This window comes from Granulicella aggregans, from assembly GCF_014203275.1.
Taxonomy (GTDB): Bacteria; Acidobacteriota; Terriglobia; order Terriglobales; family Acidobacteriaceae; genus Edaphobacter.
Map to the genome: position 1 here is coordinate 450,862 of NZ_JACHIP010000002.1, position 26,883 is coordinate 477,744.

Genomic DNA, 26,883 nt, shown 5'->3' on the forward strand with positions numbered 1-26,883 from the left:
TTCTCCAATCATCATAATTCCGCGACGGGCCGAAACTCTCTAGCCGGAGATGGTGTTAGTACATCTCAGAAGATGGCAGTAGCAATAGATTGGCAGACACGAATGGAGCTCAATCATGAAGATGAAATGGCTATTCAGCGCGACCCTTGCAGCAGCGGCAGTCTCTGCACCAGCATTCGCCCAGATCGGTGTCTACATTGGCGCCCCGCCGCCGCCGATTCGTTATGAGGCGCGTCCTCCGCTTCCGGGACCGGGCTACGCGTGGATCGACGGATATTGGGAGCCCTACGGAGGCCGCTACCGCTGGGTAGGCGGTCGATGGGATCGCCCGCCCTATCCGGGCGCGTATTGGAGCCATCCGCACTACGATCACTACGATCGCGGCTGGGCCATGCACGAAGGCCACTGGGACCATGACGACCACGGCGACCACCACGACTGGGGCCACCACCGCTAGCCTTTTCTTCATCACAAGCCCGCGGCGCCCTATCCAACAGGCGCGTCGCGGGCTTTTCGTTACACTCCTACAATGATGTTCATGAAGCCTGTTCTCGCCGCAGCCCTTGCGTCCTCCTCTGCCGTCATCGCCCAACAGCCAGCCTCCCCGCTCAAGTACCCCGAAGCGCACACGGTGGAGCAGGTAGACGACTATTTTGGCACCAAGGTCAGCGATCCGTATCGCTGGATGGAGAACGTGGACTCGCCCGAGGTGAAGACCTGGGTCGATGCCGAGAACACACTCACCCGCAGCTATCTCGACCCCATCCCTGGACGTGACGCGATCAAGTCGCGGCTGCTCGCGCTGACCGACTTTGAACGCTTCTCCGCGCCCGGCCGCCAGGGCAAGCGCTACTTCTACAGCCACAACACGGGCCTCCAGAACCAGTCCATCTTTTTCTGGCAGGAGGGCCTCTCCGGCGAGCCGCATGTGCTGATCGATCCCAACACGCTCTCGAAGGATGGCACCGTTGCATTGAATGGGATGGGCCTCACCGACGACGGCAAGCTGATGGCCTATGCGCTCTCGGATGCAGGCTCCGACTGGGTGACCTGGCACGTCCGCGACATCACCACCGGCAAAGACCTGCCCGACGTCATCGAGTGGTCAAAGTTCTCCGGAGCAAGCTGGACCAAGGACAACTCCGGCTTCTTCTACGAGGGCTACGAGCGTCCCGACAAATTGAGCAAGGAGAGTTCGCTGAAGACGGCGAACTACTTCCACAAGATCTACTTCCACAAGCTGGGAACGCCTCAGATGTCCGACCCTCTGGTCTTTGAGCGGCCAGACGACAAGGAGTTGAACGTTGGCGGCAGCGTGACCGACGACGGACGCTACCTCATCATCTTCATGAACCGCGGCACCAGCCCGAACAACCAGATAACCATCAAGGACCTCGAGCATCCAGACGCCGCGACCATCAAGCTCGTCACGACCGAAGAGGCCACCTTCGATCCGATCGCTAACGACGGCACCTACTTCTGGTTCAAGACGACGCTCGATGCCCCGAATGGCAAGGTGATCGGCATCGACCTCAAGCATCCTGAGCGCGAGAACTGGAAAACGCTGATCCCGGAGTCGAAGAACTCGCTCGACGGCTTGACCATGGTGCACGACACCCTGATCGCACAGTATCTCGCCGACGCGCAAAGTCTCGTCGAACTCCACGGACGCGACGGCAAGCTGATTGGCCGCTACGAGCTCCCGGCGATCGGCACCGCGAGCGGCTTCGGCGGCAAGCGCACGGACACCGAGACCTTCTTCACCTTCACCAACTTCACTACGCCGGCCACGGTCTACCGGCTGGAGATGGCAGCGATGAAGACGACCGTGTATCGCCAGCCCAAATTAAAGTTTGATCCGGCCAAGTTCGAGACCAAGCAGGTCTTCTTCACCAGCAAGGATGGCACGAAGGTCCCGATCTTCCTGAGCTACAAGAAAGGTCTGAAGCTCGACGGCCAGAACCCCACGCTGCTCTACGGCTACGGCGGTTTCAACATCTCGCTGCAGCCGCAGTTCGCGCCCAGCTATGTCCTGTGGATGGAGATGGGCGGCATCTACGCCCAGGTAACGCTGCGCGGCGGCGGCGAGTACGGAGAGGCCTGGCACCAGGCTGGCATGAAGCTGAAGAAACAGAACGTCTTCGACGACTTCATCGGCGCGGGCGAGTGGCTGATCGCCAACAAGTACACCTCAACCCCGAAGCTGGCCATCCAGGGCGGAAGCAATGGAGGTCTGCTGGTCGGAGCTTGCGTGACCCAACGGCCTGAACTATTCGGAGCGGCGGTGGCGCAGGTGGGCGTGATGGACATGCTGCGCTTCGACAAGTTCACTATAGGCTGGGCGTGGAAGGCGGACTATGGCGCGCCATCGGAGAACAAGGAAGAGTTTGAGGCAATCTACAAGTACTCGCCGCTGCACAACCTGAAGCGCGGCACGCACTATCCGCCGACGCTGATCACCACCGCCGACCACGACGACCGCGTCTTCCCGGCGCACAGCTTCAAGTTCGCGGCGACGATGCAGAAGGACCAGGCCGGAGAAAATCCCGTGCTCATCCGCATAGAAACTCGCGCCGGACACGGCGCAGGCATGCCGCTCTCGAAGCGCGTCGACCTGACAGCCGACGAGTACATCTTCATGGTGAAGTCGCTGGGGATGACCGTGGATCTTTCTCAATAGGCAGGCACGGTCACAGCGCTACGCTTCAGCGTAGTAGTCGATGAGGGTTGCGAGATCGTTCTTGTCCTGCTCGGCGATGCGGTGGAACTCGATGCCAAGCGACAGGCTGCCGGCGCTTGCGCGTCGCACAAAGCCGATGGCGCGAAAGACCAGCGTGCTCAGATCGATGCGTAGCTCAAGGACGTCTTCTGGACTGACGGACAAGGGTTCAACCGTCTTGATAGAGCAGCCGCTGATGCTGATGTCGACGAGCGAGCCCTCGACAAATGGACTCGACTTCGAAGCTCGGACCATCACCGTTCCGGAACTGTAACGGACTCGGGCATGCCGCCGTTCTGCGGTTTCAGTCATCTTCAGCATTCACCCTCCCTCGGTCGTCAATACAACACACGCATTGCTCTATTCTTGTACATCGAAAATAAAATGCACGCTCTACACCGAATGGGGGAGCAAGACAACGTGCATGAGAGTTGCCCTGCGCCTCACGCTTGCGGGCTAGAAGTTAGCCGTCAGGCGCAGCGCGAAACTGCGCGGCGGTCCGATGGCGTTGCCAGAAAAAAGCCCCCCAAAGTCGATGACGTCCAGAACGTCACTGAGGTTCTCACCATCTGCCTGAAGGTGCATCTTCATTCGTTCACTCGTGTAGAGATCGAGCCCAGCGGAGGCGCTCACCTGGAAGGACGGCAGAATGCGTCCCCGATCGAAGTTGACCCGGCTTATGATCTCAGGGCCGTATTGCGCCAGCGCCTGATCGCGGTCACCTCCGAAATCGAAGGGAAGGCCGGTATCGTACTGCGTTCCGAATGCGAGCCATAGCCGCGGCACGATCTCGTAACGAGCGCGCGCACGCAGGCTGTGCCGCTGGTCCTGCGAGTCCGGAAAGTGCCCACTGAGATTAGCCGCCGCCTCATCGGCGTTGTCACTCAAAAAGATGCCTCCGGTCACCGGATTCCAGACGTTGCCCACCATGTACGAGTAGCTGGCAAAGCCTGAAAAATGATGCCAATCCGGCACAGTGATCTTGGCCTCCGCACCGTAGATGATCGCTTTACGAAACGAGATGGGGAAGCTGATGGTGGTGTTGTCGATCTGGTCGTCGTCCGCGTAGTCGTTGACGAAGCGCCGGTAGAGGTTCGCATCGAGCTTCCAGTGCTTCGCGAAGACCGTACTCAGTCCGCCCTCGTAGTAGTCACCCTTCGAGGGCTTGAGCGGTAGTCGCAGAAAGTCACCGGGATCGATCGACTCAATCTGCGTGGAGCTCGACAGCAGGATGTTCTCGAAGGACGGCGTCTGGAAGATGCGGTCATACGAGAAGTGCAGCACCGTGTTTGCCCGGGGGAAGGATCGCGCAATCGAGAAACGCGGCTGAACGCCCTGATCCTTGACGACAAGCTGATAGTGGTCCCAGCGCAGGCCGGCGGAGATCGTCCAATTGTTCAACCGAATCCGGTCCTGAATAAAGATTGACTGCTCAAGATCCGGGCGTTGATCCTGATAGGTGAAGGGCTCGTTGTCACCATCGTCAGCCGGCCGCGCTCCCGTGGACCGCAGAGCCAATCGTCTCAAACGGCCAAGGCTCGCGGGCCTGGTGCCGCTATCGTCATCGGCATCGGCGGTGGCGAGATAGCTCGTGTTCTCGTGCAGAAAGATGTTGTCAGTCTCCGCGCCGATCTTCCACTCCTGGCGTCCTCGATTGAAGGTGAAGCCGCTTTGAAATATCCCTCGCGGAAGGAGTTGTGTTGCGAGACCTCGACCGGCGTTGATTCCGGATTCGAGTAGAAGTCGTTCGCGTTGTCGCGCACCATGCCGTGAAGATCGCCGGTGGCATACGCCGAAAAGATGTGCTGATACGAAGCGATGCCCAACGTCTCGATGTTGTCCGCGTTCTGACGTTGACCGGCAGCCTGCTGCACCAGCTCGTTCGGGATGTCGTAGCGAGAGAGTTCATGCCGCACACTCAGACTGATCTGGTCATTGGCCGTCAACTCACGGCGATAACCCGCTGCAACGTCGCCAAGCGTTCCCGTGTTGGAGTAGTTCTGCGGAACGACCGGGTTGAGATAATGGTTCGTCCGGCTACCATCACCGCTGGCGCTGAACGTGTTCTTCCCCCACGCGTACTGTCCCCTGGCAAAGGCTCCCGCCGAGGCGAAGCTGCCGCCGTACAAAGTGACCTGGCCATGCAAACCGGGATCGGAGTCCTGCTGCGTGTTGATCTCCACCACTCCTCCCATCTTGCGGCCGTACTCAGCAGGAATGCCGGCGGTATAGATGCTCATCGACTGGACATCATCGGCTTCGATCTCCGGGCCGAAGCTTGGCGATCGATCGTCGGTAAGCGGTATGCCATCGATGACAAACTGTGTCTGGTACTCGGAGCCGCGCGGATGCAGAACAGCGTTTCCTTCATAGAGCCATCCTGGCTGCGAACTGACGAGGTCCTGAATCGAGCGGCCCGGGATGGAGCTGAGCCGGTTCTGAATATCTTCCGAGCCAATCTGATTGATCGACCCAGCGTCATCGGTGTCGAGCAGCGTCTCCCCCGCGCTCACATCGATGGACTGTCGAACGGAGGAGAGCTTTAGCTGAATGCCCTCGTGCAATGGAATGGAGGTCTGTATCTCGAAGGCCTGCGAGAGTGATGCGAAGCCGGGCTGCCGGACCTCCACGCGATAGAGCCCGAACGGCAGGTGCTGCAGGACGGCGCGTCCTTCGGCATCCGCTGTGATGGTGTTGGTGTAGTGGTTGCTCTCGCTCACGATACGCACCGGGCCTTTCACTGCGGCTCCGTCGGGGCCGGTGACTCTCAACTGCAGTTCGCCCTGGTTCGCCTGACCAAATACTGCGCTGGACCAACAAAGAAAGAGGAAAGGGATCTTCTTCATAAAGAAGCCACCTCAACACCATACGCGCTGACGGCGTGTCAGATCTTCTGCACGCGGTGCACTTCTCTCACTCCAGGGACCTTGCGCAGGTTTAGCACCAGTCGGTTCAGATGCCGCACATCGACCGTCTCCACGACGAAGTCAACCAGAGCCTGTCCATCAGGAGTCGGCTTTGAATCGACCGAGCGTATGTTCGTTCCATCATCCGCGATGATCGCAGTGAACTCTTTCAGAAGGCCGGCGCGGTCTTCACAAAGAACTGTAAGGCGGACGGGATAGGTCGTAGGCTTGGGGGACTTCGCATCGCCCGGGCTCGCCGGAGCGGCGGCCCACTCCACCTGGATGCGGCGGTCCGACTCATACAACAGGTTCTGAACATTCGGACAGCTTCTGGCGTGCACCGCAACGCCCTTGCCCCGCGTCACGTAGCCGATAATCTCTTCACCACGGATAGGGTTGCAACAACGCGCGCGGTAGACCAGCAGGTCGTCCTGCCCCTCCACTTGTAGCGAATCGGAGCCCTTGCCGAAGAAGACGCGTTTGACCACATCGGACATCTGCCCGATCGCGTTGCCTACTGCGGATTCAGAAGGCGCGGGTTCAGCCGCCATCGTCGATCCCGGCTCCAGCTTGTTCAGCACCTGCCGCGTCGAGTACTTGCCGAACCCTATGCCGCCGAGCAGTTCAGCCTCGGTGCCAAGCCCGTACTCCGTGGCCACGCGCTCGTAGTCCGCGATGGTGAACTTGTGCAGCGAGACCTTGTACTTCCGCGCCTCGCGCTCCAGCAGCTTGCGACCAATCTCGATCGCGCGTTCGCGCTGGTGCTCGTTGATCCAGTGCTTGATCTTGTTGCGAGCACGGCTGCTCTTGGTAAAGCTGAGCCAGTCGCGGCTCGGAGCATGACCGGTCTGCGTGGTGATCTCGACGATGTCGCCGTTGCGCAGCTTCGTCCGCAACGGAACGATGCGGCCGTTCACCTTCGCGCCTACCGTCGTGTTGCCGACCTCGGTGTGAATCGTGTAGGCAAAGTCGATCGGGCTCGCGTCCTTCGGCAGCACCACCACCTTGCCCTTCGGCGTGAAGGTATAGACCTCCTCCGGATACAGGTCGATCTTCAGCGTCGACATGAACTCGTTGGGGTCGGACATCTCGCGCTGCCACTCCATCAACTGGCGCACCCACGCAAGCCGTGCTTCATCCTTGGCGGTGACGGAGTCTGAAGCCTTGTACTTCCAGTGAGCCGCGATTCCCTCTTCGGCCACTCGGTGCATCTCTTCGGTGCGAATCTGCACCTCGAACTGGTGGCCACCAGGAGCGATCAGCGTCGTATGCAGCGATTGATAAAGGTTCGGCCGCGGCATCGCGATGAAGTCCTTGATGCGCCCCGGCACCGGTCGCCATACGCTATGCAACAAGCCCAGCAGAGCGTAGCAATCGCCAACCGTCGTGCAGATGACTCGGATCGCAAGCAGATCGTAGACCTGGTCAACCGGGATCTTCTGCGACTCCAGCTTCTGCTGGATCGAGTAGAGCCGCTTGATACGCGACTCAACCCGGCCTTTGATGTGGTGTTCGCGAAGCTTCGCTTCCACCTCGCCGACGATCTTGTGCAGAAAGATCTCGCCTTCGCCCCGCAGCGCATCAACCTCCGCCGTCACCTGGCTGTACGCGAAAGGATCGGTATAGCGGAACGCCAGATCTTCAAGCTCTCCGCGCAGCTTACCCATGCCCAGCCGGTGCGCCAGCGGAGCGTAGATGTCCAGCGTCTCGCGCGCAATTTTCTGTTGCTTCTCGGGCTTCAGGTGCTCGAGCGTCCGCATGTTGTGCAGCCGGTCGGCGAGTTTGATGATGACAACGCGAATGTCGTCCACCATCGCCAGCAGCATCTTGCGGATGTTCTCCGCCTGGTGATCCTCGCGGTTCGCAAACTTGATCTTGTCGAGCTTGGTGACGCCCTCGACGATATGCGCCACCTGGTCGCCAAAGCGCTTCGCAATCTCAGGCGAGGTGACGTCGGTGTCTTCAACCGCATCGTGCAGCAAACCGGCGGCGATAGCCGTCGAATCCATCTTCAACTCTGCAAGTACCTGCGCAACCTCAAGCGGATGGATGATGTACGGCTCGCCGCTGGCGCGTTTCTGCCCTGCATGTTGTTGCAGGCAGAACCTCCACGCCGCGCAGATGACCTCGAGATCATCCACTGGGCGATTGGCGCGGACCGTCTTCAAGAGTGTCCGGAAGTCGTTGTCAACAGTCTTGATCTCGGTATCAGAGAACCCGGACAAGTAGGCCGCAGCGAGGACTTCTGTTCCGAGTGGCAGATCAGGAGGCACCGAACTTACCGTTTCAGTGGGCTCGGCAAAGACTTCCGTCCCACTTGGCACGATTCCGCGCTCAGTTCCGCGCTCAGTAAATTCCTCTGCCTCTAAGGCCGAGTTCGCCTGGCCCGGCAGGTCAGTATCGGGGGTCGCAGCCTCCGACGAGACTGGGTGGACAGGTGCCATAGTTCATTATAAGCGGACAATATGAGCAGCGACATGCACTGTAGAGGAGCGCCAACCTCTATTCCCATCTATCCCGCGAATAGACAACTCTTATACCCGTGCGTGAAGTCGCCCCAATGAACCTGTCGGCGGCTATACACGAGGAACGCACGTCGCCACGTGATGAAAGTGTGACAACAATTCGCTTGCAATTGTGAATTCTCTGCGAAAGACTAGAGATACACGCACTCACAATTTAGATCGCGCTCTCACAATTCACATTCGAACAGACCCGTTTCCGCACCTATTCAAAGCGGGAAAACTGTAGTCGCATCTTTCGGAGGAAGTTTTGATCGGACGCTCCCGTATACCCGCAGTGTTTCTGTTTGTCGCGTCTCTGGCCACGTCATACCTGGGCTCGACTTTGCTGGCACCAACCCTCCTGGCCCAAAACGCCAGCACCTCGCTCCGCGGTTCCGTCACCGACTCCACCGGCGCTGCGATTCCCGGCGCAGCCGTGTCGATCAAGAACAATGCCAACGGCTCCGATTCTTCGACGAAGGCAAACGGCCAAGGTGAGTACTCGTTTCAGCAGATAGCGCCCGGCAAGTACACGATTACCGTAGAGATGGCCGGGTTCGCCAAGCAAACACTAAGCGCGGAACTCCTCGTCGCCCAACCGGCAACGATCAATGTGAAGCTGGGCGTCACAGCCGAGTCGGTCACCGTCGACGTCTCCGCAGCCGCCCAAACGCTGAATACCACCGACGCGACGATCGGGAACGCGATCAATAACCAAACCATCATGGAGCTGCCGAGCGAGGCACGAAATCCAGCAACGCTGCTGGCCCTGCAGCCGGGCGTGCTGTACATCGGAGACACAAATTCGACGGAGAGCCGAAACGGCGTCGTCAGCGGAGCGCGTGCCGACCAGACGAACATCACGCTGGATGGCGTGGACAACAACGATCAGATTGCGCCTTCCGCTTTCACGGGCGTACTGCGAACGACGCTCGACTCGACCGAAGAGTTCCGTGTAACCACCTCGAACGCGAACGCGGACTCCGGGCGGTCATCGGGTGGCCAGGTGAACCTTGTAACCCGGTCAGGCACAAACTCCCTTCATGGTGCGATCTATGACTACAACCGCACCAATGTCGGCGAGGCCAATGACTGGTTCGCCAAGCAAGGCCAATTGAACTCCGACCTGCCGAACTCCCCTCCGAAACTCATCTACAACGTGTATGGCATTCGCCTTGGCGGCCCCATCAAGAAGGACAAGCTCTTCCTCTTCGGCAACTACGAAGGGTTCCGCAGAGACGAGGGAGTTGCAGTTTCGCAAACTGTACCCACAGCATCTTTGGCGGCGGGCAATCTGAAGTACAACACCACCGATGGGAGCACAGTCACTCTTACGCCCACCCAGTTTGCCTCGATGGACACCAAGTGCTCGGCCAATGGGACCTGCCCGAACGGGGCTGGCGTCAATCCGTTCTCGCTGGCACTCTTCAAAGCGTACCCCCTCCCAAACGGCTTCGCCTCGGGTGACGGCCTCAATACCGGCTCGTACTCGTTCTCGAGTCCTGCAATCACGGTCGAGAACGTCTATATCACCAGGCTCGACTACAACCCGGCCGACAAGTACCGCTTCTACGTCCGCTCCAGCATGCAGAATGACTCAGTGGGCGGAGCGTCCGCATTTCCTGGTCAACCGGCCGCCACCAAACATACGGACGACTCTAAGGGAATCTCAGGAAACTTCACCTGGACGATCAAGAGCAACTTGATCAACAACGCGCGTTACGGGTTCACCCGGCAAAGCTTTGCGGATACCGGCGCAGCGCAGGGAAACTACACCACCTACAGAACGCTAAGCACTCCGGATGGCGAAACGAGCTCTGCTGGCCCGCTCGAGCGCACCAGCTCAACGGTCGTGCCGTCGCATAACTTCATCGACGACCTCACCTGGACAAAGGGGAAACACACGATTCAGTTTGGGGCCAACTTCCGGGTTTTCAACTATCAGAACAGTACGGACGCGAACTCCTATAACTCGGGCAGTGAGAATGTTTCCTGGCTGTTGAACTCGGGCTTCACAAAGAAACCAGGAACGTTCAATCCGACCAGCTTTGGCCTTCCTGCTGTCAACTCAGATTTCACCACGAACTACAACTACGCCGTGGGAATGCTGGCCGGACTGACGGGCGAAGAGACCGACCACTTCAACTACCAACTTTCAGCTGACGGAAAGACCGGTACCGTGCTTGGTGTAGGCGTGCCGGTTAAGCGCAGCTTCAAGACACATGAACTGGAATACTACGTTCAGGATGCTTGGAAGCCGCTCCCTAACCTGACCATTACCGCCGGTCTGCGGCACACGATTCTGCAAACACCCTACGAAGCGAATGGGCAGCAGGTGCAGCCGACCATCAACATCCATGACTGGTTCACCACGCGCGCGGCGCAAGCGGCGCAGGGAAATAGCGTGCAGCCTCCGATCTCCTTCGCTCCTGCAGGACAAGCGCGTGGGGGCAAACCTTTCTATCCGATGAATTGGGGTAACATCGCTCCTCGCTTCGCCTTTGCCTTCGCTCCCGCTCCAGAGGACGGCACATGGATGAACAAGCTCCTCGGCGGAGCTGGCAAGAGCAGCATCCGTGCGGGATTCGGCATTTATTACGACCATTTCGGTGAGGGCCTGGTGACGAACTACAGCCGTCATGGATCGTTCAGTCTTTCCAGCTCACTAACCAATCCGGCAAGCAGCCTGACCGCCGATACAACACCCCGATTCACCGGTCTGCACAACCTTCCTGGGCTAATTGATCCGTCCGCCGGCGCGACCACGATCAACTATCCACAAACCCCATCCACCGACATCAACGGGACTGGGTTCGCTATCACCAATGGACTTGACGACCGCATTAAGACGCCGTACTCCGAGGTCTTCAACCTGTCCGTGCAACGCGAACTGAAGGGTGGATTTACGTTTGAGGCCGACTACGTTGGCCGCCTTGGACGCCATCTCCTCCAGCAGCTTGACCTCGCGCAGCCTCTCAACCTCGTCGATCCGAAGAGCGGCACGGACTACTACACGGCCGCAACTCAACTCGCGAAACTCGTCGACCAGGGCGCAACGACGGTTGCTCCTATCCCATACTTTGAAGATCTGTTCCCTGACGCAGCAGGCGTGGGCGCGGCAGACGACGGAACGCCAGGCGCTTCGGCAACACAGAATATTTATGACCTCGACTACTCCACACAGCGTGGCAACGAGACGCAAGCTCTGAATAATCTCGATGAGTACTGCGACCCGGGCTGCGGTGGCCAAATCGGCCGCTACTGGCCGCTACAGTATTCTTCCCTCTACGTCACATCGTCGGATGGAAGCGCGAACTATAACGCGCTACAAGCGATTCTCCGCCACCCGATGAAGAACAATATCCAGTTCGACTTGAGCTACACCTTCTCGAAGTCGCTCGATCTTGGATCGGACTCGGAAGCGAATCCAACCAGTTCGGGAAACAGCTACGGCTTCCTGATTGATGGGTTCAATCCCCGCAAGAACTATGCCGTGTCGGACTTCAACACCAAGCACCTCTTTACCGGCGACTGGGTCTTGAAGCTGCCGGTCGGAACCGGGCAGAAGCTGGCCGGAAACTCCTCCCGTCTAGTCAATGCGGTGATCGGCGGCTGGGACACCTCCGGAATCGCCCGCGTTTCGAGTGGTCTACCCTTCGGTCTTTCGGACGGAAACGGATGGGCGACCAACTGGGAATATGAGAGCTACGTGGTGCAGACCGGTCCCATCAAGTTCCGCAAGCATCTGGACTCGAACGGTAGCCCGCAATACTTTGATGATCCGCTGGCTGCCCTCGCGAACACTCGCAACCCATACCCCGGAGAGGCCGGACAACGCAGCAAGTACTTCGGTGACGGATACTTCGACATCGACGCTGGCGTTCATAAGAACATCGCAATCGGAGAGCGCTATAGCTTTTCGCTTGCGGCGGAGGTCTTCAACGTAACCAATAGCGTGCGCTTTGACGTCCACTCCCTTGATACCGGTTCCACGGACGGTAGCCAGGCCGGTGTGTATTCAAGCACTCTCACACAATATCGCCGTATGCAGTTCTCTGGACGGTTCGACTTCTAAGCCTTCCATCAACCATCCATTCAAAAGGCCCGGATCAAATGATCCGGGCCTTTCCCTTTTGTCAGTAAATCGATTGAGGGAGTAAACTTTCGCTTCATATGAAGCTCTTCCCTTCGATCCGTCTTCAGCGGCTTTTGATTTCAACGACCGCTTCGCTTGCCGCACTCATCTCCTTCACAAGCATCCTCCAGGCCCAATCCGGCAGTTCGCTCGAAGTCGAAACAAAGCTCGGCAAGGTTGCAGGCGAGCAGGAAGGCGGCATCCGCGCCTTTCTCGGCATCCCCTACGCAGCCCCTCCTGTAGGCCCGCTGCGCTGGCGTGAGCCCATGCCCGCCGCGAAGTGGAAAGACGTTCGCCAGGCGACCAGCTTCGGTCCGCATTGCATGCAAGCGCCATTCTTCGAGGACATGATCTTCCGCGACCCCGGCCCCAGCGAGGACTGTCTCACCCTCAACATCTGGACGCCCGCGAAGGACAAGTCCGCCAAGCTGCCCGTCATGGTGTGGATCTACGGTGGCGGCTACCAGGGTGGAAGCACCTCCGAAGCCCGGCAGGATGGCATGGTGCTTGCGCAGAATGGCGTCATCGTCGTCACGATGAACTATCGCCTCGGCATCTTCGGCTTCTTCACGCATCCCGCGCTGACGGCTGAGTCGCCGAACAAGGCCTCGGGCAATTACGGCCTGCTCGACCACACCGCCGCCCTGCGCTGGGTCAAGGAGAACATCGCAGCATTTGGTGGCGATCCATCCAACGTAACCCTCTTCGGCGAGAGCGCTGGCTCCTTCGCGGTCAGCACGCACATGGCGTCACCCGTCGACAAGGGCCTCTTCCAGAAGGCCATCGGCGAGAGTGGCGGTGCCTTTTCGAAGAGTACGCTGGGAATGAAGACACGGGCCGAGGCCGAGGTGAAGGATGCCGAGTTCGCCAGCAAGGTCTATCACGTCGACACGCTCGATGCGCTCCGTGCCATTCCCGCGCAGGAGCTCCTGGACCGTGCAACCAAACCGGTCAAAGATCCAGATCTCATCCGCTTCGGCCCGGTCGTCGATGGCTATCTGCTGCCCGAAAGCGTCCCCTCCATCTTCGCAGCAGGCAAGCAGAACGACATTCCCCTACTCGCCGGCTGGAACCACGACGAGGGCGGCGTGCTGAGCAAGTCCACCGTCGATAGCTTCCAGGCGTCGGTCAACAAGCAGTTCGGGGACGACGCACCGAAGGTCCTCGCGGCCTATACCGCCGCCTCGGACGCCGACTCCATCCGCGCCGCCTCTGACCTTACCGCGGACAGCTTCATCGCCTACTCCACCTGGAAGTGGCTTGAGGCTCAGGCGACAACCGGCAAGCAGCCGGTGTACCGCTACCGCTTCGATGAAGTCGTTCCCGCCGATCCGTTCCACGCGGCCGGCGACTCCGCCTACCACTCAGGCGAGATCGCCTATGTCTTCGGCAGCCAGCATCTTCTAACTGACTTCAAATGGACGCCCGAAGACCAGGCACTGAGCAAGCAGATGCAACAGTACTGGAGCAACTTCGCGAAGATGGGAGATCCCAACGGAGCCGGCCTCACGAAATGGCCTGTATACAACGCTGCATCCGACTGGCAGGTGATGCATCTCAGTGCTCAGCCGGCTGCGGACAAGGACGCCACGCGGAGCCGGGATCTCGTGCTTGACTCCATCTGGGCCAAGTAGTCGTCAATTTACTTTGAGAAACAGCGTGTGCGCGGAGCTATGCCGTGTACCCGCTGGACTCTCAAAGGAGTTCTGAATCATCACGTCGAGCCCTTCAGGGACGAGATGCGTCGTCACCCGCACCGTCCTCGAGGTATCGGAACCGCTCGGCTTCGGGGAAAAGGTGGCGGTCATGTTGTCTCCGTCCCCGACGGCGGGCTGAGATCCCCAGTCGCACACCGGAGCCTGGCAGCTTCCAAAAGCATGGATCGTCAGACCATCGCCTGCCTTTGAAAAGGCCAGCAAACCAAGTGTGTCGCCGTTTCCGGCCGAGACGCTACGCCTCCATGTCCCGACGTAGGAGTCTCCTGGGCCTGGCGTCTTCGCCGGCAACGTTTCTGGCCTGCCATCTGCCGCGGTAACGGACACGGACGCTGTCATCGTTCGTGCCTGGACAGGAGTAGTTGCGGGCGCATCGGAAGATGTAGCTGCCGACGCCGCCCCGGAAGGATTGTTCGCCGGGTTCGCGGCACCGGTGACGGGAGTGCTGTCTACCGGTTTCGGCGCAGCCGAAGGCCGCATAGCAAGGTAGGCCATCCCCCCGGCCACAGCCAGCGTCACCAACGCAATTCCAGCGATCAGCGGAGTCTTTGAGCCGTCTGCCGCTGGCCTCGACACATCGCCCGGAGGATGCGGAGCCGGAAGCTGCACCGGCACGGTCGCATGCACAACGGCCGTTTGCGCAGATGGGCTCTGAGTGACGTACGCCTTCAGCGCTTCAATAAGCAGCCCCACGTCAGAGTTCCAGCGCGCGTGCGAGAGCTCCACGCTGTTGTGGAAGGCGAGGTCTTTGAGGCTCTCCGGAAGCTTGTCCACGGCAGGCATCGTCGCTTCGTGGACCAGCACGGGAATCACCGGCACATCGCGCTTCATCGCGGATGCAATCTCGAGCGCGACAAAGTCGTTTGGGTCGTCGAGTCTCCGAGCACCCTCGGAATTAGCTGTGCTGAGCCACCTCGGCCCAATCATTGCCAGCAGAACGCCGCAGCTTGCCACGTTCTGCTCGATTGCGCGGCGGAAGTCCACGCCCGGCTTGATCCCCGCAACATCCATGAATACGGCTTCGCTCCCGAAGGCGCGCGTCAGATCATCGAAGAGCCGCCCTGCCTCGCCCTCGGAGTCGTCACGACGGTAGCTGATGAAGATTGCATCTGCCAAGACATTCCCTCTTCTGCACTCGAAAACTGAAGTGATTTCAGATACGGCCAGAATAGGCGGAGACACTGCTTTCAGCAAGAATAAGAAACCGCCATAACAACTCAACTTCAATGAGGTGAAGCATCGGCGGTCGTAGCCGGTGGCCGCACGTGCAGCACGATGCGGCGGTACGAAGTCAGCCGTGGCGTCCCGTCGTCCTTCACTTCGAGGATGATGTGCGCAACGCCTTCCGCCTTGCATGGAATGAGACCTGAGATCCAAGCTGCACGGCATGCGGACGTAGCCGTCACCGTCGCCTTAGAGGTGTCTGCATTGGCGATCGCAACATCGGCCCCATGTGTCCCCGACAGCCCCGCCTCTTCGTACACCCACCAGCGATAGTGCAGCGTATTTCTATCTGGATCGCTGCTACCCGCCGCATCCAATGTGACGGTCTGCTCCTCATCGGCGGTCATCTCGACGACGCCCGTCCCGGCTTCGCCATTCACCACAAGCTGCGGCGCATGGTTGGCATGCGCAAAGTCCTTCACCGTCCAGTCCATCCGCGCCGCAAAGTCATCCTGATAACCTTCGCGCCAGCGCCATATCGTGGCCTGGTCAGAGACGTGTTCGACGCCGTCAACACCCTTGACGCGGTCCTGCGAGCTTGCGCGGCTGAAGAGATCGCCGCCCTGGCTCCAGATTGTGTGGGTCTCGCCATGCGGTTGGCGATAGACGTAACGGCCGCCCCATCCACCCCAGTCCGGCCGGCGATAGGCGTTCAATCCGTTGTCGATCAAGCCAAGATACGAAGGCGTGTCACCCTCCATGATGAACATGAACTTCGGGTACATCTTGCCCAGCGGGCCCTTGGCTCGGATGTTCGTGTCGAGCCACTCGTTCGTGACCAGGCTTGTGTCCGCGCCCGTCGCGCCGCGGTAGTAGAGGTCTCCGCTGATCCCAGTCCAGGTTGCGTAGAAGTACTCTTCGCCGTTCTGAGAACTCGGCTGAACGACATAGAAGAGCCCTGGGAACTCGCGCCGCAACCACGCACCCGCGTCGTCCTGATCGGAGATGGAGGACACCCGCAGCCGGCTCACCAGCCGCTCCATCTCAGCAGCCGAATGCCTCGTCTCGCGGAGATCGATCAACGCCTGCGCCAATGTATTTGCGCCACCCCACAGGCAGACCCACAGTGGCCTCGGATCATCCCGCTCAATGGCCCTCATCAGCGCCTGCGATCCCGCCGAAGTCTTCCCCTTACCCACTGCAGCCATGCCATACGCAGGTTGCCCAGCAAAGATGCGCTGATCGAGCGTCGCGGCCTCCGGCCATCCTTTCGCATGCAGCAACAGGTTCCCCCGCATCTGCCCATACGTAGCAACAATCGCGTGCATCGTCTCAGGATGCGTAGCTGTCTTCTGCCATGTCGAGGTCGAAGCGATCATCGCTTCAAGGTCGAGCTCATTCGAATAAAGCATTAGCCGCACGAACGACATCTGATCGTCGGGCTCGTTGCCAATGTCGCTCAGAATCGCCACGCGCGGATGCCCTGCGAAGCTATCGATAGGCGGTGGACCAGCGGACTGGGCAAGGCATGCCATCGACGCCGCGATACCCATAGAGACAACAAGCAGCCTCTTCCGCAGCAGCAGCCTTCTCTCGATCACAAATCCATCTCGCATTCCGCTCCGATCGCGCCAGACCACGGCTCCGTCAGTGCGAACATTCTATCCGCAACCTGCACGCTGCGGCTCCGCTTCGTGTAGCCTGAGATCGGCTGCTGCGATTGCTCCCACAACGCCCGCCGCAACGTTCTTATGGCAAAGCAGGGGCCGTACCCGCAAACCGACCGTGACCTGATTCGCCGCGTGGAGCGGTCCGCTGGCAGCCGCGCCGGATACAAGCAGCTCGTCCGCGAGCTTGGCCTTGGCGGAGGCCGTGAGCGCCGCCTGCTGCTTGAACAACTCGCCCGCATCACCGCCCGCGGCGAACTCGTCAAGATCAACAACGAACAGTGGTCGATGCCCTCGGCCATCCCCGCAAAGACGGCGCGCGCGCCACGTCATCTCGCCGCCGCGCCAGTAGAGAACCGGGCCACCCGCGACCGCCTCCTTGCCGGCAAACTCGACCTGCACCGCGACGGCTACGGCTTCGTCCGGCCCAATGGAAGCACCAACCGCGATGACGATCTCTTCATCCCACCGAACGAGATCAACGGCGCGATGCAGGGCGACGAAGTCCTCGTCGACGAGGCTCCCCCAGGTCGCGATGGCCGCCGGTCGGGCCGCATCGCCCGCGTCCTCACCCGCCGCAATCCCACCGTCGTCGGCATCTTCCACTACGCCAAGTCCAGCAGCCGCCGCGCGGTCTGGGACAGCGCTCCACTCTTTCACGGCAACTACATCACGCCGCTCGACGAGAGGATGACCCAGCCCATCCTCATCCCGGACGGGCTTGAGATGCCCGCCACGCCGCAGCTCACGACACATCGTGTTCTAGGCGAAGAAGCCCAGACGCAGCAGGCGCACTGGTTCGATGAGACCAAGCTCGACCCGCTCGAAGGCATCGCCGTCGATGTCGAAGTCACCGACTTCCCTTCCGCCGGCCGCCCTGCCAAGGGCCGCGTCCTTGAGATTCTCGGCCCTCCCGATGCCTTCGGTGTGGACGTCGAAATCATCATCCGCAAGCACCATCTCCCGCACGTCTTCCCTGCCAACGTGCTCGCCGAAGCCACCGAATCCGCCGCCCTCCCCATCGCCGAGGAAGAGGGCAAGCGCCGCGACTTCCGTGGCCTCAACATCGTCACCATCGACGGCGAGACCGCCCGCGACTTCGACGACGCCGTCCTCGTCACGCCGATGCCCAACGGCAACTGGGAGCTACAGGTCCACATCGCCGACGTCAGCCACTACGTCCGGCCCGGCACCGCGCTCGATCTCGAAGCCCGCCTGCGCGGCAACTCCGTCTACTTCCCGGACCGCGCCATCCCCATGCTGCCCAACACGCTCTCGAGCGGCATGTGCAGCCTGCGCCCGGACGAAGACCGCCTCGTCCTCAGCTGCATCATGGAGGTCGACGCGCGCGGCGAAGTCCTCGGCTACGAGATCTGCGAGGGCATCATCCGCAGCGCCCGCCGCATGACCTACACGCAGATTCAGAGCGTGCTCGACAACGACGCAGCCACCTGCGAACAGTTCGCCGACCTCGTCCCCGACTTCGAGCGCATGTACGAGTTGGCGCTGAAGCTCAACGCCAAGCGCAAGCGGCGCGGCTCCATCGACTTCGACCTGCCGGAGCCGGTCATCCTCTTCAACCCGGACGGTGACATGCACGCCATCGTGCGCTCGGAACGCGGCTGGTCGCACCGCCTCATCGAAGAGTTCATGCTCTCCGCCAACGAGTGCGTCGCCACCTGGATCGAGTCGCAGGTCGTGCCCAGCATCTATCGCATCCACGAGACACCGGACCCCAAGCGCATCGTCGACTTCGAGGAGACCGCCAGCCAGTTCGGTTACTCGCTCGGCTTCTCCAGTCTGCCGGTCAAGCGCGTCCAGACCAGGGGCGACCGCCGCAACGTTCGCGGAACCGATCGCCAAGCCCAGACCCACGAGATCCCCGAATCCATCCCGGTCACGCCGCAGATGTACCAGAAGCTTACCGCCCGAATCGCTGGCAAGCCCGAAGAACGGATACTGGCTTACTTAATGCTCCGCTCCTTGAAACAAGCCCGCTACAGCGAGAAGAACGTCGGCCACTTCGCCCTCGCGAGCCCCAGCTACACGCACTTCACCTCGCCCATCCGCCGCTATCCCGACCTGATCGTCCATCGCCTCCTCCGCGCCCTGCTCGACTCCGGTGCGGACCCCATCGGAGGCGCGATCCTCAGCGACGCTCCGCAGCCCTGGTCCTCCGAGACCCGCAAGCGCAGCATGGAGACGGCCAACAAGGAAGCCGCCGAGAACGCCGCGCAAGCGCCCATCCCCGAGGCCGAGCTCGACGCGATCGCCAGCGAGTGCAGCCAGACCGAACGCCGCGCCGCCGACGCCGAGCGCGAACTGATCGAGTGGAAGAAGATCAAGTTCATGCAGGACCGCGTCGGCGAAGACTTCCAGGCCGTCGTCCTCTCCTGCACCAAGTACGGCTTCTTCGTCGAACTCGACGACCTCTTCATTGAAGGCCTCGTCCCGCTCAGTTCACTCGTCGACGATCGCTACAGCTTCCGCGACACCGACCGCCAGATTGTCGGCGACCGCAACGGCCGCGTCTTCAAGATGGGAATGCGCGTCCATGTGCTACTCGACCGCATCGACCGCCAGCAGCGCCGCCTGCAGTTCGCCCTGGTCCCTTCAGAAGACGACCCCGCAGCGATCAAGCCACGAAAGAAGTCAAAGACCGCCGCAAGCCCCGAAGGCGACCGTCCGCACTCCAGCCCCAACCGGAGCGGCAAGAAAAAGGGCAAGACAAAATCAAAGGTCCGCACCCGCGACAAGAAGGCCAAAGGCAAACGCAAGTAGCTCCTCACCTACGTCCGAATCCAGGGCGCCGAAAATCCCTCTACAATGGAAGTTCAGGAGATTCCGCACACAATGGCACACATGGTTTTTTGCGTGAAGTACAAGGCTGAGATGGAGGGTCTGGACGAAACCCCGTTCGACTCCGACTTCGGCCAGAAGATTTACAAGAACGTCAGCAAGAAGGCGTGGGGCGAGTGGGTCGAGCGCCAGAAGATGCTCCTCAACGAGTACCGCCTCCAGCCCTGGACCCGCGAGGCCCAGGACTTCCTCGTCGAGCAGATGAACGAGTTTTTCTTCGGCGAGGGCGGAGCACTGCCCAAGGAATTCGTAGCCCCCACCCACTAATCGGCAGACCGCAAATCTGACAGAAAATCTGTGCCCCATTCATCGCTCCTTTGTTCCACGCGATGAGTGGGTCCGCCACGACCCTTTCCTGCGCTGCTCCCTCCGGCCAAAGCCCCGTATCGTGTACACTTAAACCTGCAACATACCCCGCCGTCTCAGGCCTGAATCACCCGATTCCTGAACCTGATCGACGGCTGCAACAAAGTCGGGACGTGGCTCAGCCTGGTAGAGCGCACCCTTGGGGTGGGTGAGGTCGCTAGTTCGAATCTAGTCGTCCCGACCATTCTTCCAATTCAGCCCTTTGGAAGATCTGATTGAACGGGCGCCTTATGCGCGAATCCCACTCCGCCGTCTGCAGACAAGCTCGAAACATCATTCTGAGCAGTTTGGCTTGAACTATCGAATCCTGGCTTGCCGCTGGAATCCCCATTACATCACCATAAGGCCACACTCTCGCGAGTGGCGACTTGATCGCAAAAGCGCTGAAGAGCGAACGAGTCCGCCGGAAATTCATTCCTATGTCAATATTTCTTTGCGCGAAAAGTGGAACGCTTCGATTCCTCGTACGTATAAAGAGTGTCAGCTTTCTTCTTCCATCTTCAGGAGTTCCGATGCGCCTTGGTCTGCCTCTTCGCATTTCTATGATTGCGCTATCGTTGAGCGCATTGAACCTCTCGCCCTCCTTCCTTCTCGCAGCGACAGGGCAGGCAGCACCGGCCACAGCCGCCCAAAATATCGACGACACGTGGCAGGGGACGCTGCATGCCGGCAAAGATCTGCGCACCGTGGTGAAGATCAGCAAAAGTACAGATGGCACGCTGCAGGCGCAGTGGTACAGCATCGATCAGACGCCCAGGCCGTTGCCGGTCAAGGCTACGACCTTCCGAGATGGGGAGCTTCGCATGAATTTGGAAGACATCGACGGGGTGTACACCGGCAAGTTGTCTGTGGATGGAAACACCTTCGTGGGCGAGTGGAAGCAGGGAGGGCAGACTCTTCCATTGATCCTGGCACGCGCTACAAAGGAGACGATGTGGGCTATTCCTGAGCCGCCGAAGCCGGTTGCACCCATGGCTGCGGACGCTGACCCAAGCTGGGAGGTTGCTACGATCAAGCCGGCTGCTCCGGACGCGAAGGGTAAAGGGTTCGGTGGCGCGCCTCGTCAGTTCAAGACCTTCAACACAACGTTGAACGATGTCATCATGTTTGCGTACGACGTGAACTCGAAACAGATTGTTGGCGGACCGGCATGGATGGAGACGGACAAGTTCGATATCACCACGGGCGAACCTGACCAGCCGGGCTCACCGAGTCAGAAGCAGTTGAAGTCGATGCTACGGAAATTGATGGCGGACCGCTTCGGCCTGAAGTTTCATCCAGGCAAGAAGGACATATCAGCCTACGTTCTGACGGTCGCGAAGGGCGGCCCGAAGATGACCAAGAACGAAGCGGGCGATCATCAAGGAGCTTCGTTCTACTTCACAAAGCTCGGCAATCTCGTTTTCCGCGACGACACCCTCGATGACTTCTGTCATGGCATGCAGGGAGCAGTGTTCGACAGACCTGTGGTGAACCACACCGGCCTTGAAGGGCATTGGGATGGCGCATTGAAGTGGACGCCGGACGAGACCCAGTTCCAGGTGTTCGGGGTGAAGATTGTGCCGGACGAGTCGCCCGACGCGCCGCCGCCGATCTTCACTGCCATTCAGGAGCAGATCGGCCTGAAGCTCGACGCGGAGAAGACTGCGGTCGATGTAATGATCCTCGATCATGCTGAGAAGCCGAGCGACAACTAATGCGGGGTTGGATACTCAGCCGCAAATCCGTCCGTGCAGTCACAGCGGCCTTGATGTGGGCGGCGGCCATGGTGGCCTCCGCCGCGGAACATCATGGTCGCGTCACTCTGAACGGGTTGCCGCTGCCGGGCGCGACAGTAACCGCAACTCAGGGCGGGAAAAACCTGGCCGCTGTCACGGACCTGCAAGGGCTCTACCAGTTCCCGTCCATCGACACGGGGGAGTGGCATCTCATGGTCGAGATGCAGGGATTTCGAGCGGTCAACGCCACCGTCACCATCCCTGAAACCACAGCCGCACCTTCCATCGAGATGCAGATGCTTCCGCTGGCGGATCTCCTCGCCTCCGCAAAGGCGGTGTTGCCGTCCGCACCCCTGCCCGCGCTGATTCTCCCCGCTGAGAAAAGTAAAGCGAAGATCATCGATGCGGATGTAGCAAACGCGCCGGCGCCAGCAGAGCCGGAAGGAGATGCGGACAAATCCGCCGACGGCATGCTGATCAACGGCAGCTCGAATAACGCAGCCACCAGCAAGTACTCGCTCGCACAAGCCTTCGGTTCACGTCGCGCAGGCAGCAAGAGTCTCTACAACGGAAGCCTCGGCTTCCAACTTAGTGCTTCGCCGTTCGATGCGCGACCTTACTCCATTACGGGACTTGAATCACCGAAGGCTTCGTACACGCAGTTCACCGGCGTCGCGACGCTCGGCGGTCCCATCCGTATCCCACATCTCTTCTATAACGGGCCGAACTTCTTCGTGGCCTATCAATGGACGCGCAACCGCGACGCCAGCACCATCTCCGGCCTGGTGCCGACCCTCGATCAACGAAGCGGCATCGTTGGCGGCACTCCCTTCGACATCAGTCCGCAGGCTGCGGCATTGCTTGCACTCTATCCGCTGCCGAATCTTGCAAACAGCACCAGCTACAACTACCAGACGCAGGTGCTCAACGGCACGCATACGGACTCGCTGCAATCGCGCATAGATAAATCGATAGGTCGCCGGGACCAGGTGTTCGGCAAACTCGCCGTGAGCAGCACACGGTCGGATACCGAAAGCCTCTTCCACTTCCGCGACACCATCGACACCTTCGGCATCAATTCGGACGCGAACTGGTCGCATCGCTTCCCGCACCAGCTCTTCGTCGAGACGACCTTCCGCTTCTCTCGCATGAGGACGACAGTCACGCCCTACTTCGCGAATCGCGCCAACATCAGTGGCAACGCGGGGATAGCCGGCAACCTGCAGGATGCGACCAACTGGGGGCCGCCGGACCTTAGCTTCTCGAGCGGCATCTCGACGCTTACCGACGGGGTAAGTGCGTTCGATCGCAACCGCACAGATGGCGTTGGCGTGAGTGCGACATGGACCCATCGCCACCATACCGTCACCTTCGGCGGGGACTTTCGGCGGCAGGAGTTCAATCAACTCCAGCAGGCAAATCCGCGCGGCAGCTTCACCTTTACCGGCGCAGCGACAGGCTCAGACTTTCAAGACTTCCTAACCGGCGTGCCGGACGCTAGCAAGCTAGCGTACGGAAATGCGGACAAGTACTTTCGGCAGTCTGCCAGCGATGTCTTCGTGACTGATGATTGGCGCATGAGGCCGGAGTTGACGGTAAACGTCGGTGTGCGCTGGGACTACGGCGCACCAGTCACGGAGTTGAAGGGGCGTCTCGTCAACCTGGACATCGCGCCAGACTTCAGCGCCGTCGCACCCGTGATCGGATACAGCCCAACGGGGACGCTCACCCAAACCCGATACCCGTCTTCGCTGGTGCGGCCTGACTTCCGCAAGTTTCAACCGCGCCTCGGCTTTGCGTGGCGACCGCTGCCCGCGAAACCGCTTGTGATCCGCGGAGGCTATGGCGTCTACGTCGATACGTCCGTATACCTCTCCGCGGCAGGCAACATGGCGCAACAGGCACCGCTCTCGAAGAGTCTAAGCGTGTCGAACAGTCCAACCTGCCTTCTCACATTGGCGAACGGCTTTCAGGATTGCAGCGGCACCACATCGAACACGTTCGCGATCGATCCCAACTTCCGCGTGGGCTACGCGCAGACGTGGCGACTATCTGCGCAGCAGGATTTGCCGGGATCGATCGTGCTGACGGGAACGTACCTTGGCTCGAAAGGAAGCGATGGTCTTCAGGAGTTTCTGCCCAACACCTACGCTCCGGGTGCAACTGTCGTATGCGCGGAGTGTCCGCGAGGCTTTCTCTATCGCACATCAAACGGCAGTTCGATTCGTCATGCGGGTGAGCTGCAGGTAAGACGCCGCCTGCGCAGTGGCCTGACCGCGACGCTCGACTACTTGTACGCCCACTCGATCGACAACGATGCCTACCTTGGAGGCGGTGCGACCACCACCTATACCTCTGCGCTCGATCCATACAACACGCCTTCTGACACCATCGCGCAGAACTGGCAGGACCTTGGCGCGGAGCGCAGCCGATCTTCCTTCGATCAACGCCACCTGCTGAAGTTCAGCTTCCAGTACACCTCCGGAACAGGCATCGGTGGCGGCACATTGATGACAGGATGGCGCGGACGCTTGCTGAAGCAGTGGACGCTTGCACCGCAACTGAGCGTAGGCAGCGGCCTGCCGCAGACGCCGATCTATCTCACCACTGTTCCTGGAACAGGCTTCACCGGAACGATCCGTCCAAATCGCACGGCTGCTGACCTGTACGTCGCGTCGAACGGCTATCACCTGAACGCCGCATCATTCACCGCACCAACGGCGGGCCAGTGGGGCACAGCGGGCCGGTACTCCATTGAGGGGCCAAGCTCCGTCACGCTCGACAGTTCCCTCGCCCGCACCTTCAAGCTACGCGATCCACTCTCGTTCGATGTGCGCGTCGACGGCACCAACGTGTTGAACCACGTTGTATTTACTGGGTGGAACAATATCACCAACAGCTCGACCTTCGGCCTGCCGGTTGCGCCAAAGTCCATGCGATCGTTTGAACTCAGCGGGAGGTTGCGCTTCTGATGATCCGATATCTCATCCTCGCATCTGTAGCTCTGGCACCGCATCTGTTCGCGCAGCAGATCGGCACTAATCAGGTTCAGAGCAAAGACGGCACCTACAGCATGACCGTGAAGTCACAGCTTGTGACTGAGGCCGTTGTGGTGAAGGACAAGTCGGGCAAGTTCATTCCCAACCTTACCGCTAACGACTTCACGATTACCGAGGACGGCGCGCCGCAGAAGATTCGCATCTTCGAGCACGAGTCGCTGCCCATCGATGCACAGCCGCTGCCAAAGCAACCGCAAGAAGACGAGAAGATCAGGATCTACAAGAAGCTTTCGCGGACCTCGTACAGTCAGTCTGCAAAGTACAAAGATAAGCGGCTGATCGCCATGTACTTCGACATGACGGCCATGACGCCGGATGACCAACTGCGAGCCCTGCAGTCGGCGGAAAAGTTCATCCGGACACAGATGACCTCCGCGGACATGGTCTCGATCCTGCGCTATAGCGGAGGTTCCGTCGACGTGCTGCTCGACTTCTCCGACGAGCGCAACAAGATGCTGAGCATCCTTGGAACGATGATCGTCGGCGAAGGGCAGAATAATACGGAGGGAGTCGAAGACAGCAGCAGCGCCGATGTCGGGGCAGCCTTCGGTCAGGACTCCGGTGAGTTCAACATCTTCAATACGGATCGTCAGCTGTCCGCACTACAGACTGCCTCGAACATGCTCGGAGCCATGAGCGAGAAGAAGACGCTGCTGTACTTCGCGAGCGGCCTGCGCCTGAACGGCAACGACAACCAGGCCCAGCTTCATGCGACCGTGGAAGCTGCCGTGAAGGCAGGGGTATCCTTCTGGCCGATAGACGCGCGCGGCCTCGTAGCAAGCGCTCCTCTCGGCGACGCAACGCAGGGCTCGCCTGGCAACGAAGGCGTGTACAGCGGCGCAGCGGCGCAAGCCTCGAACGATCGCTTTCAGCAGTCGCAGGACACGCTGTACGCGCTGGCGGCAGACACAGGCGGCAAGGCCTTCTTCGACAATAATGACTTGAACGCGGGCATCGTGAGGGCGCAGCATGCCGTTTCGGACTACTACCTCATCGGCTACTACACGACCAACACCGCGCAAAACGGCGCATTCCGCAAGATCAATATCTCGGTAGCCGGAACTCTGAACGCGTCGCTTGACTATCGCCGTGGCTACTATGCGAATAAAGAGTTCGGCAAGTTCAACGGCACCGAGAAAGAACACCAGCTGGAAGACGCGCTGGCGCTCGGCGATCCGATCACCGAACTCACTATCGGAATGGAGCTGAACTACTTCCAGTTGAATCGTGCGGAGTACTTCGTGCCGCTGACCGTGAAGATTCCAGGCCACGAACTCGCGCTCGCGAAGAAGTTCAGCAAAGAGCATACCGTCATCGACTTCGTCTGCGAGATCAAGGATGAGATCGGCGGCAACACCGTCACCAACCTGCGCGATAACGTGGACGTAAAGTTATCAGACGCCACGGCTGCGGAGTTGAGCAAGCGCCCCATCGAGTACAGCACCGGATTCACGCTGTTACCCGGCCGCTACAGCATCAAGTTTCTCGCTCGGGACGATGAGACGGGACGCATCGGCACCTATCAGACGAGCTTCGTAATTCCTAACCTCAACAAGGAAACGACGAGGCTGGCGATAAGCTCTGTCGTGCTCAGCAATCAACGCGTCGATCCGAAGGCAGCTCTCTACAACACGATGAAGGGTAAGGATCAAGCGAAGAACGACGCCGTCAACCCTCTGGTGAACGCCCAGGGAAAGCTCATTCCAAGCGTTACGCGCGTCTTCCGCTCAGACCGTGATCTGGAGATTCTGCTGCAGGCGTACCAAGGCGTCCTGCCGGCGGATCGCACCGCATCACGCAGCCCAATCATCGCCTACGTAACACTTCTTCACGATGGCAAGAAGTCGATGGAGACACAGGCAGTAAAGGTGGAACCACTCGCAGAGAACCGCCTTGGCACTACTCCCATCACTATGAAAGTCTCGCTCGCCGGACTTGCTCCGGGCGAGTACGACGCCCAGGTGACGGTCCTCGATCCGGGTTCGAACAGGATCGCCACGTGGCGCGGGGCGATGGCGGTAGCGCCCTAAGGGCTGTCACTGAGTCGCAACTCTGCGATCGCGAGGTCACA

At 60.0% G+C, this 26,883-nt stretch carries 15 protein-coding genes and 1 tRNA gene; 10 read left to right on the plus strand and 6 right to left on the minus strand.

Features of this window, described 5'->3' with window-relative positions; translation table 11 throughout:
• Positions 1-115 precede the first annotated feature (115 nt).
• Together HDF16_RS07380 and HDF16_RS07385 are read left to right on the plus strand one after the other, a co-directional pair.
• Positions 116-457, plus strand: coding sequence for a hypothetical protein (locus HDF16_RS07380; protein ID WP_221312583.1), 342 nt, complete (start codon positions 116-118; stop codon positions 455-457).
• Between the two features lie 81 nt (positions 458-538).
• Positions 539-2,680 (plus strand): prolyl oligopeptidase family serine peptidase, encoded by a 2,142-nt coding sequence (locus tag HDF16_RS07385; protein WP_184215032.1) that lies wholly within the window; start codon positions 539-541, stop codon positions 2,678-2,680.
• A gap of 18 nt (positions 2,681-2,698) precedes the next feature.
• On the opposite strand, the gene HDF16_RS07390 is transcribed toward HDF16_RS07385, so the two are convergent.
• The 4 genes from HDF16_RS07390 to HDF16_RS07400 form a co-directional block, all read right to left on the minus strand.
• Positions 2,699-3,040 (minus strand): PilZ domain-containing protein, encoded by a 342-nt coding sequence (locus HDF16_RS07390; protein ID WP_184215035.1) that lies wholly within the window; start codon positions 3,038-3,040, stop codon positions 2,699-2,701.
• A gap of 135 nt (positions 3,041-3,175) precedes the next feature.
• Entirely contained in the window at positions 3,176-4,351 is a 1,176-nt protein-coding gene (locus HDF16_RS30540; protein ID WP_348641288.1) for a TonB-dependent receptor plug domain-containing protein, read from the minus strand.
• The gene (locus HDF16_RS30545; RefSeq protein ID WP_246408836.1) at positions 4,243-5,565 is read right to left on the minus strand and encodes a TonB-dependent receptor plug domain-containing protein; all 1,323 of its coding nucleotides are present in this window, start codon (positions 5,563-5,565) and stop codon (positions 4,243-4,245) included. Before HDF16_RS30545 ends, HDF16_RS30540 begins: the two co-directional genes overlap by 109 nt.
• Before the next feature lie 38 nt (positions 5,566-5,603).
• Positions 5,604-8,069 (minus strand): RelA/SpoT family protein, encoded by a 2,466-nt coding sequence (locus HDF16_RS07400; RefSeq protein ID WP_246408837.1) that lies wholly within the window; start codon positions 8,067-8,069, stop codon positions 5,604-5,606.
• Between the two features lie 328 nt (positions 8,070-8,397).
• On the opposite strand from HDF16_RS07400, the gene HDF16_RS07405 reads away from it, so the two are divergent.
• Positions 8,398-12,204 carry a TonB-dependent receptor gene (locus tag HDF16_RS07405; RefSeq protein WP_246408839.1) on the plus strand — a complete coding sequence of 1,269 codons (3,807 nt, stop codon included), beginning with the start codon at positions 8,398-8,400 and terminating at the stop codon, positions 12,202-12,204.
• Positions 12,205-12,302: 98 nt separating this feature from the next.
• A complete protein-coding gene (locus HDF16_RS07410) occupies positions 12,303-13,898 on the plus strand; it encodes a carboxylesterase/lipase family protein (protein WP_184215038.1) in 1,596 nt (531 codons plus the stop codon).
• 3 nt (positions 13,899-13,901) lie between these two features.
• On the opposite strand, the gene HDF16_RS07415 is transcribed toward HDF16_RS07410, so the two are convergent.
• Both HDF16_RS07415 and HDF16_RS07420 read right to left on the minus strand, forming a co-directional pair.
• Positions 13,902-15,095, minus strand: coding sequence for a toll/interleukin-1 receptor domain-containing protein (locus tag HDF16_RS07415; RefSeq protein WP_184215041.1), 1,194 nt, complete (start codon positions 15,093-15,095; stop codon positions 13,902-13,904).
• A 107-nt stretch (positions 15,096-15,202) separates the two neighbouring features.
• Positions 15,203-16,759 carry a DUF1593 domain-containing protein gene (locus tag HDF16_RS07420; RefSeq protein ID WP_221312585.1) on the minus strand — a complete coding sequence of 519 codons (1,557 nt, stop codon included), beginning with the start codon at positions 16,757-16,759 and terminating at the stop codon, positions 15,203-15,205.
• Positions 16,760-16,894: 135 nt separating this feature from the next.
• On the opposite strand from HDF16_RS07420, the gene HDF16_RS07425 reads away from it, so the two are divergent.
• The 6 genes from HDF16_RS07425 (at position 16,895) to HDF16_RS07450 (ending at position 26,842) form a co-directional block, all read left to right on the plus strand.
• Positions 16,895-19,591 (plus strand): ribonuclease R family protein, encoded by a 2,697-nt coding sequence (locus HDF16_RS07425; protein ID WP_184215044.1) that lies wholly within the window; start codon positions 16,895-16,897, stop codon positions 19,589-19,591.
• Positions 19,592-19,663: 72 nt separating this feature from the next.
• Complete coding sequence (locus tag HDF16_RS07430) at positions 19,664-19,936, plus strand: oxidative damage protection protein (protein ID WP_184215047.1); 273 nt, start codon at positions 19,664-19,666, stop codon at positions 19,934-19,936.
• A gap of 206 nt (positions 19,937-20,142) precedes the next feature.
• Positions 20,143-20,219 (plus strand) — tRNA-Pro (locus HDF16_RS07435).
• Positions 20,220-20,547: 328 nt separating this feature from the next.
• The gene (locus tag HDF16_RS07440; RefSeq protein WP_221312587.1) at positions 20,548-21,732 is read left to right on the plus strand and encodes a TIGR03435 family protein; all 1,185 of its coding nucleotides are present in this window, start codon (positions 20,548-20,550) and stop codon (positions 21,730-21,732) included.
• Positions 21,732-24,725: a carboxypeptidase regulatory-like domain-containing protein gene (locus tag HDF16_RS07445; protein ID WP_246408841.1), complete on the plus strand. Its 2,994-nt coding sequence runs from the start codon at positions 21,732-21,734 to the stop codon at positions 24,723-24,725. The genes HDF16_RS07440 and HDF16_RS07445 overlap by 1 nt, the downstream gene beginning before the upstream one ends.
• Positions 24,725-26,842 (plus strand): VWA domain-containing protein, encoded by a 2,118-nt coding sequence (locus tag HDF16_RS07450; protein WP_184215052.1) that lies wholly within the window; start codon positions 24,725-24,727, stop codon positions 26,840-26,842. The genes HDF16_RS07445 and HDF16_RS07450 overlap by 1 nt, the downstream gene beginning before the upstream one ends.
• The last annotated feature ends 41 nt before the right edge of the window (positions 26,843-26,883 follow it).

Bases quoted from the DNA above. Each gene is read 5' to 3' on its own strand.
- HDF16_RS07380 (WP_221312583.1), top strand. From the start codon at position 116: ATGAAGATGAAATGGCTATTCAGCGCGACCCTTGCAGCAGCGGCAGTC.
- HDF16_RS07385 (WP_184215032.1), top strand. From the start codon at position 539: ATGAAGCCTGTTCTCGCCGCAGCCCTTGCGTCCTCCTCTGCCGTCATC.
- HDF16_RS07390 (WP_184215035.1), bottom strand. From the start codon at position 3,040: ATGCTGAAGATGACTGAAACCGCAGAACGGCGGCATGCCCGAGTCCGT.
- HDF16_RS30545 (WP_246408836.1), bottom strand. From the start codon at position 5,565: ATGAAGAAGATCCCTTTCCTCTTTCTTTGTTGGTCCAGCGCAGTATTT.
- HDF16_RS07400 (WP_246408837.1), bottom strand. From the start codon at position 8,069: ATGGCACCTGTCCACCCAGTCTCGTCGGAGGCTGCGACCCCCGATACT.
- HDF16_RS07410 (WP_184215038.1), top strand. From the start codon at position 12,303: ATGAAGCTCTTCCCTTCGATCCGTCTTCAGCGGCTTTTGATTTCAACG.
- HDF16_RS07420 (WP_221312585.1), bottom strand. From the start codon at position 16,759: ATGCGAGATGGATTTGTGATCGAGAGAAGGCTGCTGCTGCGGAAGAGG.
- HDF16_RS07425 (WP_184215044.1), top strand. From the start codon at position 16,895: ATGGCAAAGCAGGGGCCGTACCCGCAAACCGACCGTGACCTGATTCGC.
- HDF16_RS07430 (WP_184215047.1), top strand. From the start codon at position 19,664: ATGGCACACATGGTTTTTTGCGTGAAGTACAAGGCTGAGATGGAGGGT.
- HDF16_RS07440 (WP_221312587.1), top strand. From the start codon at position 20,548: ATGCGCCTTGGTCTGCCTCTTCGCATTTCTATGATTGCGCTATCGTTG.
- HDF16_RS07445 (WP_246408841.1), top strand. From the start codon at position 21,732: ATGCGGGGTTGGATACTCAGCCGCAAATCCGTCCGTGCAGTCACAGCG.
- HDF16_RS07450 (WP_184215052.1), top strand. From the start codon at position 24,725: ATGATCCGATATCTCATCCTCGCATCTGTAGCTCTGGCACCGCATCTG.